The sequence below is a fragment of the Bosea sp. F3-2 genome, assembly GCF_008253865.1.
In the GTDB taxonomy this organism is placed as follows: domain Bacteria; phylum Pseudomonadota; class Alphaproteobacteria; order Rhizobiales; family Beijerinckiaceae; genus Allobosea.
Window position 1 is genome coordinate 750212 of the sequence record NZ_CP042331.1, and the last position, 14015, is coordinate 764226.

Genomic DNA, 14015 nt, shown 5'->3' on the forward strand with positions numbered 1-14015 from the left:
AGTGGCCAAGGCAATCGCTTGAAAAGTTTTCTCGCCATTGCTGAAGCGCGCAAGCCCTCCCCCCGCTTGCGGTGGGGAGGGTTGGATGGGGGGCAGTACCGCTTGGCACGACGCCGAAGAAGGCCGGAGCCCTGCTTTCCGGCCCCCCATCCCTAACCCTTCCCCACCGCAAGCGGGGGGAAGGGAAGGCGCTCTACCTCCAAGCGATCGTCCCGGCTCAGTGGCCCTTGCCGCTCACCGTCATCCGGTCGACCCAGGCGATGCCGATGGCGGAGAAGATGAAGACGACGTGGATCAGCGTCTGCAGCAGGACGCCGGTCTCGGTGTAGTTTGCGGTCCTGCCCGCGATGCCGATATTGCCGGCCTCGATGAAGGTCCTGAGCAGATGGATCGACGAGATGCCGATGATCGCCATCGCCAGCTTGATCTTCAGGATGCTCGCATTGACGTGGCTCAGCCATTCCGGCTGGTCGGGATGGCCTTCGAGCCGCAGCCGCGAGACGAAGGTCTCGTAGCCGCCGACGATCACCATGATCAGCAGATTCGAGATCATCACCACGTCGATCAGCCCGAGAACGACCAGCATGATCTGCTGCTCGCTGAAGTCGAAGGCGTGGGTGACGAGGTGCCAGAGCTCCTTCAGGAAGAGGAAGACATAGACGCACTGCGCCACGATGAGGCCGATATAGAGAGGCAGCTGCAGCCAGCGGGAGCTGAAGATGAGCGCCGGCAGCGGCTTCATCGCGCCATAAGCGTCGGGTCGGAAAGGCGGGCTGCCGGGAGAGGCCATGGTTGGGTCCTGATCCTTCGAATGCATGATGAGGTTTTTGTACGGTGAGACGCTAGATGGCGAGGAAGACGCGTCGGCGCAACCCGCTAAATGATGCTCTGGCACCCAACAGCCACAATGTTGTGACGACCAATTTGCGCCGAGATTGCATGCTAGTCTTTGCGCCGGGTCGACAGATCGCTAGAGTTGAATCCGACCGGGGGAACATGCCGAGTTCCACTCGCACAGGACAGCAGAGGAGTTTCGTCATGATCAGGACGCTTGTCGTCGCCGCGGCTCTCGCTGGCTGCGCCGCCCTTGCCGCCCCCGCTTGGGCAGCGCCGCTGGCTCCCGCCTCAGCAGCCGTTGCATCGGCCAAGGCGGGTTCGACCCTGCTCCAGACCGTGCAGTGGCGTCCCTATGGCTACTACGGCCCCGGATATTACCGCTACAACAGGGGCCCGGCGGTCGGTGCCGGCATCGCGGCCGGTGTCATTGGCGGAGCGCTGGCGGCTGGTGCGCTCGCCGCTCCGCCGCCGCCCCCGGTTTACGTCTATCCCGAGCCGGCGCCGGTCTATGTCGCGCCGCCGGTCTACGCCGCTCCGCGCGCCTATGGCTACAGCATCGAGGACACCGATGCCGTGGCCTATTGCTCGCGCCGCTTCAGGAGCTACAACCCGGAAACCGGCACCTATGTCGGCAAGGGCGGCGTCGTCCGCGCCTGCCCCTGACAGCAGCCGACAATCCGGTCGCTGATGATCGCTCCCCGCAGCAATGCGGGGAGTTTTCGTTTGCGGCGAAAGCGGCTTGCCATGACGGCAGCGATCCCGCTTATCCTGCCCCTGCCTAACTCGGAGCCTCTCGTGCGTATCGCCACCTGGAACGTCAATTCGGTCCGCCAGCGTCTCGGCCATTTGCTCGATTTCCTGAAGGAGGCCGAGCCGGACGCGCTCTGCCTGCAGGAGATCAAGTGCCTCGACGCCGATTTCCCGCGCGCCGAGATCGAGGCGGCCGGCTGGCAGGTCGAGACTCACGGCCAGAAGACCTTTAACGGCGTCGCGATTCTCAGCCGCTCCCGCCTGGAGGATGTCCGGCGCGGTCTGCCCGGCGATGATGGCGACGAGCAGGCGCGTTATCTCGAAGGCGTTCTGCCGTTCGGCGACGGTGTGGTGCGGCTGGCCTCGATCTATCTGCCGAACGGCAACCCGCCCAACACGGAGAAGTACCCCTACAAGCTCGGCTGGATGCAGCGGCTGACGGCCCATGCCCGCATGCTGCTGGAGCAGGAGGAGCCGCTGGTGCTGGCCGGCGACTACAACGTCATCCCCGAGCCGCGCGACGCCCGTGACCCGGCGGCCTGGGTCAGCGACGCGCTCTTCCTGCCGCAGACACGTGCCGCCTTCCGTGGCCTGATCAATCTCGGGCTGACAGAGGCCGTGCGCAGCGCGACCGATACGGGTGGGCTCTACACCTTCTGGGATTATCAGGCCGGCGCCTGGCAGCGGAACAACGGCATCCGCATCGACCATCTGCTGCTCTCGCCACAGGCGGCCGACAGGCTCGCGGGCGTGAGGATCGCCAAGCATGTCCGCGGCTGGGACAAGCCGTCGGATCATGTGCCGGTGATGGTGGAGCTGAACTGAGCTGTGTGCAGCGATCCTGCGGATGATTGCGGAGGCGCCTATGCTGAAGGTTATTGCTCAGGACTTCATGAAGCTCAAAGCCCTCGGGCTCGTCAGGCCGCTCTACCGAGAGCTCGTTGAGAAGACCCGCCAGGAGCCGCTCTGCATCTCCTACGATCTTTTTGTCGACCAGAAGGATCCGGGGCACTTCATCTTCATCGAGGAGTGGCCGGATCGGGCGGCGCTGGACGGCCATTGCCGGAGCGAGCACTTCACCCGGCTGGTGCCCCTGATCAACCGGCACCAGAGGCAAGACTGCATCATCACCCTGATGGATTCATTCGGCGCATAGGGCAGGTTTCCTGGCGTCGTGCCGGTCGCGCTGCTGTCGAGCAAGCGCATTTCCGTTGGTGCAGAGCGCTCCGCCCGTAAGGGCCGCGAAGGCCCGATGAAGCCGAAGGAAACACACCGTGATTCCGGGCCTGACCCGGAATCCATCGTAACGCGCTCGAGCCCTAAGATGGATTCCGGATCAGCGCCGCCAAGGCGGCTTGTCCGGAATGACGGCGCGTTTCCGTCGAAAGCAGCCGCTCAGTTCTGGCCGCTGTTGCTATTGCCGCTGTTGCTGCTGCGCGAGCTCGCCATCTGCTGGCGCTCGACAAGGGCCAGCGCCGCTGAGCGATCGGCAGCCGATGCCGCGGCGAAGGCGGCGGCGTGACGCTCGATGATCCAGGATTCGCGCGCCGGGTCGGCACCCTCGCGGGCCATGGCAAGCCACATCAGGCCGAGCACCGGCTGACGTGGCACGCCCTCGCCGCCGCGCAGCAGCATCTCGCCGAAAGCGGCACGCGCCGGCGCATGCCCCTTCTCGGCAGCGAGCTTCATCCAGCGCGCCGCCTGGCGTGGGTCGCGATTGGCGCCCTGCCCGGTCATGTAGAGACGGCCGAGATTGTACTGGCCGTCCGGGTCGCCGAAATACGAGGCGGCGTAGTGGAACATGTCGAAGGCCCGGTCGGGATTGGGCTTCACATAGCTGCCCTTGATGCCGTCGGCGAAATAGCCGCCCAGCGCGACGAAGGCACTGCCGACGATGCGGCCCTCGGCCGTGCCCGGAATGGCGTCGGCGTTCTCGTCCGCGATCTTCGAGAAATACTCGAAAGCCTTGAGATCATTAGTCGGAACGCCCTCACCTCCGGCATACATCCGGCCTAGCTTGTACTGCGCGGTGAGGTGCCCCTGCGAGGCGGCATATTCGAGCGCGCGAACGGCGCCGACCTTATCGCCGGCCGAGGAATCGCGCATCCAGGCCCGCAACGCATCGCGCGCGCTGCTGAAGGGCACGAGCGGCAGCGCCGTATGCGCCGTCGGCGTATTGGGGGCGGGAGCGACGACCGCAGCTCCGGGAGCGCCCGACACGGAATCGCCCGGCTCCGGCAGCGCGGCGCCCGGGATCGAGCGCGGCGGCACCGGCTTTCCGCCTGCGAAGTCCTGAGCCCAGGCGGCCTGCTGGCCGCCCAGGAACAGGAACAGGCATGCTATGGTCGAGCTAGATATCCGCATAGCAATGGGTTTCGGCCGCCCCTCCTGGATGGGTGACTGCGCCGCCCTTGGCGGAGCCAACCGTCTGCGCGTATTTCCATAGCGCGCCGGAGTTGTAGTCGGTTTTCCTCGGTTTCCAGCCCTTACGACGCTCTTCAAGTTCGGCATCAGAAAGGCGGACTGCGAGCTTTCCTGTGATGGCGTCCAATTCGATGATATCGCCGTCGCGGATCAGGCCGATCGGGCCGCCGACAGCGGCCTCCGGGCCGACATGGCCGACGCAGAACCCGCGGGTCGCTCCGGAGAAACGGCCATCCGTGATGAGCGCGACCTTGTCGCCCATGCCCTGGCCGTAGAGGGCGGCGGTCGTCGCCAGCATCTCGCGCATGCCGGGGCCGCCCTTCGGGCCCTCATAGCGGATGACGAGGACGTCGCCTTCCTTGTAGCTGCGCTCAGTGACGGCCTTGAAAGCGTCCTCCTCGCAGTCGAAGCAGCGGGCCGGGCCAGTAAAGACCAGCTTGTCCTCGGGCATGCCGGCGATCTTCACGATCGCGCCTTCCGGTGCGAGATTGCCCTGCAGGCCGACGACGCCGCCGGTCACGGTGATCGGCTTGTCGGCGCGGTAGACCACGTCCTGCTGGTCGTTCCACTTCACCGAGGCCATGTTCTCGGCGATGGTGCGGCCGGTCACGGTCATGCAGTCGCCATGGAGATAGCCGGCATCGAGCAGGCTCTTCATCACCAGCGGGATGCCGCCGACCTCGAACATGTCCTTGGCGACGTATTTCCCGCCCGGCTTCAGGTCGGCGATATAGGGCGTCTTCTTGAAGATCTCGGCGACCTCGAAGAGATCGAAGTCGATGCCGCATTCATGCGCGATCGCCGGCAGGTGCAGTGCGCCATTGGTCGAGCCGCCGGTAGCGGCAACGACCATCGCGGCGTTCTCCAGCGCCTTGCGGGTGACGATGTCGCGCGGGCGGATGTTCCGCGCGATCAGCTCCATCACCATCTCGCCGGCAGTGTAGCAGAAGGCGTCGCGCATATCGTAGGGCGCCGGCGCGCCGCAGCTATAGGGCAGCGCCAGGCCGATCGCCTCGGCGACGGTCGCCATGGTGTTGGCGGTGAACTGCGCGCCGCAGGAGCCCGCCGAGGGGCACGCGACCTCCTCGAGTTCCTTCAGGTCCTCGTCGGACATGGCGCCGACCGAATGCTTGCCGACGGCCTCGAAGACGTCCTGCACCGTGACCGGACGGCCCTTGAAGGTGCCGGGCAGGATCGAGCCGCCATAGATGAAGATCGACGGCACGTTGAGGCGGACCATGGCCATCATCATGCCGGGCAGTGACTTGTCGCAGCCGGCGAGGCCGACGAGCGCGTCATAGCAATGGCCGCGCATGGTCAGCTCGACCGAGTCGGCGATGACCTCGCGCGAGGCCAGCGACGACTTCATGCCCTGGTGGCCCATGGCGATGCCGTCGGTGACGGTGATGGTGCAGAATTCGCGCGGCGTACCGCTGGCCGAAGCCACGCCCTTCTTCACCGCCTGGGCCTGGCGCATCAGTGAGATGTTGCAGGGCGCGGCCTCATTCCAGCAGGAGGCGACGCCGACGAAGGGCTGCGCGATCTGCTTCGCGGTCATGCCCATCGCATAATAATAGGAGCGGTGCGGGGCCTTGGCCGGGCCAACGCTCACATGGCGGCTCGGCAACCTCGACTTGTCGAACACACGCGTATCCATCGCCACTCGTCCCGTCCCCCGACCCGCACGGCGCGAAGATGTGCCACGCCATGCCCGCCGGGAGCAATCGGCGCCCCCGAAACCCCTCCCGCGGCCCGGAATCGTTCCCGAGCCGACGCGTTAGTTCCAATTTGAATATATCTCAGGGACTTAACGCCCTGTTTTGCTGGGCGTCGTTTGTGGCGGCTTCGCGGCGATCGCGGCAGTCGAGATAGCGCTGGGCGCCGATCTCACCGGCGTGTTGCGCCGATGTCACAAAGTTGAGCGCGGCAGCTGACGCAGCGGCCGCTCACAGCACCATGGGAAGGACGAAGAAGCCGCCGACGATGATGGCGACGAGCGCGAGCGCCGTCATCGGCAGATGCTTTTCGATGAAGATGCGGATGTCATCGCCATAGAAGCGCAGGGCCACCGCGATCATCAGGAAGAAGGTCGTGCGCGAGACGACCATGCCAACGGTGAACTTCCACAGATCGAAATGCAGGAAGCCCGACATGATCGTGACGATCTTGAACGGAATCGGCGTCAGGCCCTTGGTGACGAGCACCCAGAACCAGTAGTCCTGCGAAGAAGCGATCAGGTGCGCGGCCTTGTCCTGCAGGCCGTAGATGCCGATCAGCCAGGCGCCGAGCGATTCATAGAGCAGCGCCCCGATGGCATAGCCGAGATAGCCGCCGAGCACGGCGCCGAGCGAGCAGATGCCGGCATAAAGCCAGGCACGATCCGGCCGCGCGATGCACATTGGAATCAGCAGCGGGATCGGCGGAAGCGGGCTGACCGAGCTTTCAACGAAGGTGATGGCGAAGAGCAGCCAGGGGGCAGCGGGATGGGAGGCGTATGAAACGCACCAGTCATAAGCTCGCTTGAGCATGGGTTCTGAACAGCCGGTCCTTGTACCGCCACGCATTCTGCATGGCGGATTTGCGTCAGGCGCATCTAAGCGGGGTCCGCGAGAGATTGCCAGTCCTCTCTTGGATCAACGTCATTTTGACGACAAAGGCGTGACCGGATTGCGTCGCGGGAGCCCGCCACCCGCGGTGGCGTCATTGCGAGGAGCGTCAGCGACGAAGCAATCCAGGAGCGGCAGAGCTCTACGTCTCCCTGGATTGCTTCGCTACGCTCGCAATGACGGCTCGTTTAGCGCCCATCACGACAGCCGCGCCAGAGCCTCTGCGATCTTGAGCTTGCGGGCTTGCGCCGCAGCCTTGCGTTCACGGTTCTCCTCGACGATCTCCTCCGGCGCGCGGGCCATGAAATCGGGGTTGCCGAGCTTCTTCTCGACCACCGCGATGTCCTGGTCGAGCTTGCCGAGTTCCTTGGTCAGGCGCGTCCGCTCCGCGTCGAGGTCGATCAGGCCGGCCAACGGCAGTGCCGCCACCTCGCCGCGCACGATGATCTGCGCCGATTGCGCGGGAGCAGCCGTCTCGAAGGCGATGTCGGAGACGCGCGCCAGCCGCTCGATCATCGGTTGCCAGCTCTCGATCGTCGCCCGCGTCGCAGCGGAGGCGTTGACGAGGACGAGCGGCGCCTGCGTACCGGCCGGGACGTTGACCTCCGAGCGCACCGAGCGGATGTCGGAGATGAGATCGACGACGAAGCCGATCTCCGCCTCGGCCGTCGCATCCTTGAGCGCCGACAGATCGGGCCAGCGGGTGAGGCAGACCAGCGAGGCGTCGCCCACCGCCAGCTTCCGCGGCGCGCCGGCGTCGGCCTTCTGCGTCCAGAGTTCCTCGGTCAGGAACGGCATGAAGGGGTGGAGCAACTGGCAGATCAGGTCGATGACGTAAGCGACCGTCGCCTGCGTCTCGACCTTCGCCGCGGCATCGACACCCTCGCCCTGCAGCACCGGCTTGGCGAGCTCCAGATACCAGTCGCAGAACTGGTTCCAGACGAAGCGGTAGGCCGCGCCCGCCGCCTCGTTGAACTTGAAGGTCGGAATGCCGGCCGCGACCTCCTCGGCCGCCTGCGCCGCCTCGCTGAGGATCCAGCGGTTGAGCGGCTGCTTGACGGCGACGGGGTCAAAGCCTTCCGCTCGCGCGCACCCGTTGAGCTCGGCGAAGCGTGCAGCGTTCCAGATCTTGGTCGCGAAGTTGCGGTAGCCCTCGACGCGCGAGGTGGCGAGCTTGATGTCGCGGCCCTGCGCGGCCATGGCGGCCAGCGTGAAGCGCAGTGCGTCGGCGCCGTATTTGTCGACGAGCGTCAGCGGATCGATGACGTTGCCCTTCGACTTCGACATCTTCGCGCCCTTCTCGTCGCGAACGATGGCGTGGATGTAGACGTCCTTGAACGGCACCTCATCCATGAAGTTGAGGCCCATCATCATCATGCGGGCGACCCAGAAGAAGATGATGTCGAAGGCGGTGACCAGCGTCGCCGTCGGGTAATAGTGCTTGAGCTCCGGCGTCTCCTCCGGCCAGCCCAGCGTCGAGAACGGCCAGAGCGCCGAGGAGAACCAGGTGTCGAGCACGTCCTCGTCGCGCGTGAGCGCGACGGTGTCGCCGTAATGCGCCATCGCCAGCGTCTGCGCCTCGGCTTCCGACTCGGCGACGAAGACCTCGCCGTCGGGCCCGTACCAGGCCGGGATCTGATGGCCCCACCAGAGCTGACGCGAGACGCACCAGGGCTCGATGTTCTCCAGCCAGTCGTAATAGACCTTGGTCCAGTTCTCGGGCGTGAACCTGGTGCGCCCGTCCTGCACCGCCTTGATCGAACGCTGCGCGAGCGGCTTGACGTCGACATACCACTGGTCGGTCAGCCAGGGCTCGATGACGACATCCGAGCGGTCGCCATGCGGCACGGTGTGGGCATGCGGCTCGATCTTCGCGAGCAGGCCGCGCTCGGCCATCATCTCGACGACGCGGCGGCGCGCGACGAAGCGATCGAGGCCGTCGAGCGCGAGCGTCTCGGCTTCCGGCTTGGAGCCGGCCAGAAAATCCTCGTTGCCGGCGAGCAGGATGCGCGCCTCGCTGTCGAGGATGTTGACGACGTCGAGCTTGTGGCGCTTGCCGACTTCGAAGTCGTTGAAGTCATGGGCCGGGGTGATCTTGACCGCACCGGTGCCCTTCTCCGGGTCGGCATAGTCGTCGGGCACGATCGGGATGATACGGCCGACCAGCGGCAGCACCGCATTGCGGCCGATCAGATGGCCGATCTTTTCGTTGTCGGGGTGAACGGCGACGCCGGTATCGCCCAGCATCGTCTCGGGGCGCGTCGTGGCGACCGTGATGAAGGTCGAGGCGTCGTCCGGGTCATAGGCCACACCTTCGAGCGGATAATTGAAATAGTAGAGATGGCCGTTCGGATCGCGACTCAGCACCTTGTCGAGCTTGCCCGCGTCGAAGGCTTCCTCGCCGCCGCGCTGCCATTTGAACGAGCCGGTCTTCTCGATCTGCAGGACCTCGAGGTCCGAGATCGCGGTCTGGAATTTCGGGTCCCAGTTCACCAGCCGCTTGGCACGATAGATCAGCCCCTGCTTGTGCAGGCCGACGAAGACCTTGAGGACGGCGGCCGACAGCCCCTCGTCCATGGTGAAGCGCTCGCGCGACCAGTCGCAGGACGCGCCGAGACGGCGGAGCTGATTGAAAATCGTCCCGCCGGACTCCTCCTTCCACGTCCAGACCTCGGCCAGGAAGGCCTCGCGCCCCATCGAGCGGCGGTCGGTGCGGTTCTCGGCGGCGAGCTTGCGCTCGACGACCATCTGCGTCGCGATGCCGGCGTGGTCGGTGCCGGGCTGCCAGAGCACGTCCTTGCCGCGCATGCGCTCGAAGCGGCAGAGCACGTCCTGCAGCGTGTTGTTGAGGGCGTGGCCCATATGCAGCGAGCCGGTGACGTTCGGCGGCGGGATCACGATGCAATAGGGCTCGGCGCCGGCCGCGGCACCCCTGCCCGCCTTGAAGGCTTCAGCCTCGTCCCAGGCCTTGCTGATCCGGGCCTCGACGGCTGCCGGCTCGAAAGTCTTGTCCATCATCACATCGCTCGAACGCAGAAAGGCCGGGGAACCTGCCCCGGCCGGAAGATCACAGGCCAAAAGGTCTCGTGCCTTAAGAGCGCATGCGTAGGGCGCCCGTCAACGTTTTCGATGACAGGTGACCGCCAGCCTTGCGCCGAGGCGGCTCAACCCAGGTTCGACTGCAGGAACCAGAGCGACTTGTCGAGCGCGCGCGAATAGGCCGTCAGGATGTCGGCGGAGTCGACGTCGCCCGCCTCGTCGCAGGCGTCGACTGCTTCGCGAACCTTGTTGCCGGCGTCGGCATAGCGCTCGATCAGCGCATGGAGATGGTCCTGAACCGAGACGATCTCGGTTGGATAGGCCTTGAGCGACGTCGCCTTGGCCGTCGTCTGGGTGGTGCCGAGCGCGATCCCGCCGAGCTGGGCGATGCGCTCCGCGACCGTATCGACATGCTCGTCGAGTTCGTCGCGAAAACCGTCCAGCATCAGATGCACGCCGATGAAGCCCGGCCCCTTCAGATTCCAGTGCGCCTGCTTGGTGACCAGCGCCAGGTCGATGCCGTCAGCGAGTCGTTCGTTGAGCAGCCCGACGACCTTCGTCTTGGTGTTCGAAGCGAGATCGATCTTGCTCGATTTGACGATCTTTGCGGATGCGGAGGTCTTCGGCGCAGTCTTCGTGGCAGGCTTGGCCATGGCAAATCCCCCTGAGCGGAAAACGACAAAGGAAAGCGCGCCGAGAACAGCGCGTCGCGCCACTTCTTACGCGCGGGTGGAGCCATTGTTCCCTCGCCAGGCCTGAACGCCCGAGGGAACCTGCCACGCAGCGATCCGTTGCATCCAAGACAGCTGCAACAGGGAGAATCCGGCATGTCCCGCAATGATCAGGATCGCGTCTGGGATCTCGTCGACTCGATCAAATTCGCCATGCTCGTGACCCATGACGGCAATGCCGACGAGCTTCGGGCGCGCCCGATGCATGCCCATGGCAAGCGCGAGGAAGACACCATCTACTTCCTGACGGATCGCCGCCATCACACCGATGAGGAGATCCAGATCAACGACAATGTCTGTCTCGCCTTCTCCGACCCGAGCAGACACCGCTATCTGTCGATCAGCGGCACGGCCATGGTGGTCGATGATCGCGCTCGTGTGCTGGCGCTGTGGGAACCGAGCAACAAGGCGTTCTGGGACGATGAGAACGATCCCAACATCCGCGTGATGCGCGTGCGGCCCGCCATGGCCGAGTTCTGGGACAGCCCCGGCAAGATCGTCACCAGCGTCAAGATGGCTGCCGCGGCTCTGACCGGCTCGAAACCCGAACTCGGAGAGCACCGCAAGGTCACCCTCTAAGGCTCTGCTGCTACAGCGCCGGACCTGATTCAGGAATTAGGTCCGACGCTGCAGCTCTTTGTTGTCGCATGGTTTTTTGCCGAAAACCGGTATCCACTTTTCGGCTCGATGCTTTAAACGGGAAAGAAGATGCTGAAGCTCTTTGTTCATGGCCTTGGGGCATGGTTCGCCATCGAGGCCGCCTCGGGGCGCTATCCGCGCCCGATAGCGGTGGGGCTGACGATGCTGGTGTCGCGGCTTGGTGCTCCCGCGACCCTGCTCGCCGTGGCCGGATACGGGCTCGAACGCCTCAGGGAAGCCGGCGCCTTCGAAAGCAGGCCGGCGCGACCACGCCAACGCCGTCCGGTACCGGCGATAGCCCGGCGCAGCAGAGCGCGGCCGGTCCGCCGTGCTCGGGACAGTTCGCAACAAACCAAGGCTTGATCGCAGATCGCCGATGCCGGCGGGCAGCAGCAGCGTGACGGCCCCGAGCGCCGTCAGCTCCGTCCGCCGCGCGCGACGCGTTCGATCTCGGCGCGGACCAGACGCTCGACCATCGTCGGAAGGTTGTCGTCGAGCCAGGTCTTGAGCATCGGCTTCAGCATGTCCTTGACGAGGTCTTCCAACGTCCGGGCGTTGTTGCTGAGCACCGTGCTGGCGAGCTGGCCGAAAGCGTTGGTCACGGCGGAGCTGGCCTGATCCGATAGCAGGCTCGCCATATCGACGGCAGGGGCGGACGGCGCGGCGAAGACCGGAGCGGGTTCGGGCGGAGGCGGCGGCGCGACAGCGGCAACAGCCGGCTGCTCCTCGACAAAGGCGATGTCAGAATCGTCGACCACGCTGGTCTCGGGTGCCGGTTCAGGTGCAGGCGTCGGAGCCGCGATCAGTGCGGCTTCGGCTCCCAGATCCAGCACGTCATCGTCTATGGCCGCTACCGGGGCCGGAGCGGGCTCGGGTTCAGGCTCCGGAGCCTCTGCGGCGGCAGCCTCCGCCGGCTTCGCCTCATCGTCCGAAATGATCCGGCGAATGGAGGCGAGAATTTCCTCCATCGACGGTTCGTTGGGCTTGGCTTGCGCGCTCATGAAGGCCTGACCGTTCGACATCGGGCGCGCCGATGGAATCAACGCTGCTCCAAGAGCGGAGTATTCCACGACTTATCGGGCAGACAAGGCGAGGACAGGCTCTCCCACAGGAGAAATCGGCGCTGTTGCGCGAATGCGCCGGCCCAGATCGCCGCGCGTCCTATCGGACGCGAAGGGGCGATCTATCCTTTCGTTTGAGCACCGGATTTCTCCGAAAAGTGGAATCCACTTTTCGATCCGATGCTCCAGAGGCTGTTATGAACCCTGAGAATGATTTGATGAGGTCAAAACCGCGGAGATGGGAGGAGCATCGCGCCGCCGATACGTCGGTATCGGCAAGCGGTGCGACGCTGCAGCTCTGTGGTTTTCACCTCACCCATAGTGCGCCGCGCCTTTGCGCGACTGCCGTGTCGTTCTTCGTAGCAAACCGAAAGGTTTGCGTCCTCGAACTCCTGGCAGTCGCGCAAAATCGCCAGCGTCAAATCGCTCCCAGGGTTCATAACAGCCTCTAGGCGGCTGGCATCATGGCCAGCCGCAATCATTGGAGAATGTCAGCGACCGTCGGGGGTCTGAGTGCCCCACAACAGACCCTTGACCTGATCGTAGTGCTGGCGGGGGTCGTAGGACACGGCCTTGAGCTTGAGCGTCTCGGAGGAGAGCTTGCCGATCGCCGAAAGCACCGCATAGGAGGCGACGACACGGTCGCGCTGTGCCGTCACGAGGCTCGAACGCGCGCTGACAAGTTCCTGCTGCGCGTTGAGAACGTCGAGGGTGGTGCGCTGGCCGACCTTGGCCTCTTCGCGAACGCCGGCAAGCGCAGTTGACGACGCCTCGACCTGAGCCTGCGCGGCGATGATCTGGGCCTTGGCGGCTTCCAGCGCGCCCCAGGCGGACACGACCGCCGCGCGAACCGTATCGCGCTGGGTGTCGACATCGATGCGGCGCTGGCCGGCCGTTTCCTTGGCCTGACGCGTGCGGGCGTAGACTTGGCCACCTTCATAGATCGGGATCGTCAGCGCGCCGACGATGCTCGCCGTCAGGCGATTATCGCCGAAAAGCTGGCTGTCGTAGCGCTGCTGGACCGTGCCGGTGACGCCAAAGGTCGGATAGAGATCGGCTTCCGTGACCTTGACCTGCAGCTCGGCTGCGTCGACGCCGTGCAGCGCCGCGATGACCGCGGGATGATTGCCCAGAGCATGGTTCAACGCCAACGGCAGGGATTTCGGCAGGAGACCTTCGACCGGACGAGCGGGCGTGAGCGAACGGGGCTCGATGCCGATATTCTGACGAAAGCGCGCCACCGAGGTCTTGAGATTCGATTCGGCGAGAATCGCCTGCGACTGCGCGGACGACAGCCGCGCCTCGGCCTGCGCGACGTCGGTCCGCGTCACCTCGCCGACCTGAAATCGATCGCGCGTCTGGCGCAGCTGCTCCTCCAGAACCTCGACGTTGTTCCGGTTCAGGCTGAGAATCGCCGTGTCGCGCAGCACGTTCATATAGGACGTCGCGCCATCGAGCAGGACGTTCTGTTCGGTATTGCGCAGGGTCGCTCGCGCGCCGAGCACCTGCGATTCGGATTGGCCGACCGAGTTGCGGGTCTTGCCGGCGTCGAAAATGTTCTGGGTGATCGAAACACCAGCGCCGCGCGGCGCGAGTCGTTGATTGGTACCGACCTGTCCGGGAACATTGGCGTCGAGGATGCTCGCGCCGATATCGGCCGAAGCCTGGATGCGCGGGCGATATCCGGAAAGAGCCTGCGGAACGTTCTCGTCGACGGCGCGGACGGAGGCGCGCTGCGCATTCAGCGTCGGATTACCCGAATAGGCCCGCGCCAGCGCGGCTTCCATCGACTGGGCCGCGGCCGGCAAAGCCCAGCCGCCTGACATCGCCAAGGCGATGATGGCGGAGAGCCCGAAGCCGGAAATCTTGTCGTATTGTCTTTTCACTGGACGCCTCGTGTGCGCACTGAAGTCGCGCCCAGGCTACGC

General features: G+C 65.1%; 13 protein-coding genes. 5 read left to right on the forward strand and 8 right to left on the reverse strand.

Going from position 1 to position 14015, the window contains the following annotated elements; all coding sequences use genetic code 11:
- Nucleotides 1-217 precede the first annotated feature (217 nt).
- The gene (locus FQV39_RS03590) at nucleotides 218-790 is read right to left on the reverse strand and encodes a TIGR00645 family protein (RefSeq protein WP_149129053.1); all 573 of its coding nucleotides are present in this window, start codon (nucleotides 788-790) and stop codon (nucleotides 218-220) included.
- Nucleotides 791-1038: 248 nt separating this feature from the next.
- On the opposite strand from FQV39_RS03590, the gene FQV39_RS03595 reads away from it, so the two are divergent.
- From FQV39_RS03595 to FQV39_RS03605, 3 genes are all read left to right on the forward strand, one after another.
- The gene (locus tag FQV39_RS03595) at nucleotides 1039-1500 is read left to right on the forward strand and encodes a BA14K family protein (protein ID WP_149129054.1); all 462 of its coding nucleotides are present in this window, start codon (nucleotides 1039-1041) and stop codon (nucleotides 1498-1500) included.
- Nucleotides 1501-1632: 132 nt separating this feature from the next.
- Nucleotides 1633-2412 (forward strand): exodeoxyribonuclease III, encoded by a 780-nt coding sequence (gene xth / locus FQV39_RS03600; protein WP_149129055.1) that lies wholly within the window; start codon nucleotides 1633-1635, stop codon nucleotides 2410-2412.
- Between the two features lie 40 nt (nucleotides 2413-2452).
- Nucleotides 2453-2743, forward strand: a complete 291-nt coding sequence (locus FQV39_RS03605; protein ID WP_149129056.1) for a putative quinol monooxygenase — start codon at nucleotides 2453-2455, stop codon at nucleotides 2741-2743.
- Between the two features lie 239 nt (nucleotides 2744-2982).
- Here the strand turns inward: FQV39_RS03605 and FQV39_RS03610 are convergent, their stop codons facing one another.
- The 5 genes from FQV39_RS03610 to dps form a co-directional block, all read right to left on the reverse strand.
- Entirely contained in the window at nucleotides 2983-3951 is a 969-nt protein-coding gene (locus FQV39_RS03610; protein ID WP_149129057.1) for a tetratricopeptide repeat protein, read from the reverse strand.
- Nucleotides 3938-5668: a dihydroxy-acid dehydratase gene (ilvD, locus tag FQV39_RS03615; protein WP_149129058.1), complete on the reverse strand. Its 1731-nt coding sequence runs from the start codon at nucleotides 5666-5668 to the stop codon at nucleotides 3938-3940. The genes FQV39_RS03610 and ilvD overlap by 14 nt, the downstream gene beginning before the upstream one ends.
- A 289-nt stretch (nucleotides 5669-5957) precedes the next feature.
- Entirely contained in the window at nucleotides 5958-6539 is a 582-nt protein-coding gene (locus tag FQV39_RS03620) for a YqaA family protein (RefSeq protein ID WP_149129059.1), read from the reverse strand.
- 276 nt (nucleotides 6540-6815) lie between these two features.
- Complete coding sequence (locus FQV39_RS03625; protein ID WP_149129060.1) at nucleotides 6816-9635, reverse strand: valine--tRNA ligase; 2820 nt, start codon at nucleotides 9633-9635, stop codon at nucleotides 6816-6818.
- 146 nt (nucleotides 9636-9781) lie between these two features.
- Nucleotides 9782-10309 carry a DNA starvation/stationary phase protection protein Dps gene (gene dps / locus FQV39_RS03630; protein WP_149129061.1) on the reverse strand — a complete coding sequence of 176 codons (528 nt, stop codon included), beginning with the start codon at nucleotides 10307-10309 and terminating at the stop codon, nucleotides 9782-9784.
- Nucleotides 10310-10483: 174 nt separating this feature from the next.
- Between dps and FQV39_RS03635 the strand changes: the two genes are divergently transcribed.
- Together FQV39_RS03635 and FQV39_RS03640 are read left to right on the forward strand one after the other, a co-directional pair.
- Nucleotides 10484-10966 (forward strand): pyridoxamine 5'-phosphate oxidase family protein, encoded by a 483-nt coding sequence (locus FQV39_RS03635; RefSeq protein WP_149129062.1) that lies wholly within the window; start codon nucleotides 10484-10486, stop codon nucleotides 10964-10966.
- A 129-nt stretch (nucleotides 10967-11095) separates the two neighbouring features.
- Nucleotides 11096-11389 carry a hypothetical protein gene (locus FQV39_RS03640; RefSeq protein ID WP_149129063.1) on the forward strand — a complete coding sequence of 98 codons (294 nt, stop codon included), beginning with the start codon at nucleotides 11096-11098 and terminating at the stop codon, nucleotides 11387-11389.
- Nucleotides 11390-11442: 53 nt separating this feature from the next.
- Here the strand turns inward: FQV39_RS03640 and FQV39_RS03645 are convergent, their stop codons facing one another.
- The gene (locus FQV39_RS03645; protein WP_472840620.1) at nucleotides 11443-12048 is read right to left on the reverse strand and encodes a PopZ family protein; all 606 of its coding nucleotides are present in this window, start codon (nucleotides 12046-12048) and stop codon (nucleotides 11443-11445) included.
- A gap of 530 nt (nucleotides 12049-12578) precedes the next feature.
- The gene (locus FQV39_RS03650) at nucleotides 12579-13973 is read right to left on the reverse strand and encodes a TolC family outer membrane protein (protein ID WP_248313234.1); all 1395 of its coding nucleotides are present in this window, start codon (nucleotides 13971-13973) and stop codon (nucleotides 12579-12581) included.
- Nucleotides 13974-14015 lie beyond the last annotated feature (42 nt).

Bases quoted from the DNA above. Each gene is read 5' to 3' on its own strand.
- FQV39_RS03590 (WP_149129053.1), bottom strand. From the start codon at position 790: ATGGCCTCTCCCGGCAGCCCGCCTTTCCGACCCGACGCTTATGGCGCG.
- FQV39_RS03595 (WP_149129054.1), top strand. From the start codon at position 1,039: ATGATCAGGACGCTTGTCGTCGCCGCGGCTCTCGCTGGCTGCGCCGCC.
- FQV39_RS03605 (WP_149129056.1), top strand. From the start codon at position 2,453: ATGCTGAAGGTTATTGCTCAGGACTTCATGAAGCTCAAAGCCCTCGGG.
- FQV39_RS03610 (WP_149129057.1), bottom strand. From the start codon at position 3,951: ATGCGGATATCTAGCTCGACCATAGCATGCCTGTTCCTGTTCCTGGGC.
- ilvD (WP_149129058.1), bottom strand. From the start codon at position 5,668: ATGGATACGCGTGTGTTCGACAAGTCGAGGTTGCCGAGCCGCCATGTG.
- FQV39_RS03620 (WP_149129059.1), bottom strand. From the start codon at position 6,539: ATGCTCAAGCGAGCTTATGACTGGTGCGTTTCATACGCCTCCCATCCC.
- FQV39_RS03625 (WP_149129060.1), bottom strand. From the start codon at position 9,635: ATGATGGACAAGACTTTCGAGCCGGCAGCCGTCGAGGCCCGGATCAGC.
- dps (WP_149129061.1), bottom strand. From the start codon at position 10,309: ATGGCCAAGCCTGCCACGAAGACTGCGCCGAAGACCTCCGCATCCGCA.
- FQV39_RS03635 (WP_149129062.1), top strand. From the start codon at position 10,484: ATGTCCCGCAATGATCAGGATCGCGTCTGGGATCTCGTCGACTCGATC.
- FQV39_RS03640 (WP_149129063.1), top strand. From the start codon at position 11,096: ATGCTGAAGCTCTTTGTTCATGGCCTTGGGGCATGGTTCGCCATCGAG.
- FQV39_RS03645 (WP_472840620.1), bottom strand. From the start codon at position 12,048: ATGTCGAACGGTCAGGCCTTCATGAGCGCGCAAGCCAAGCCCAACGAA.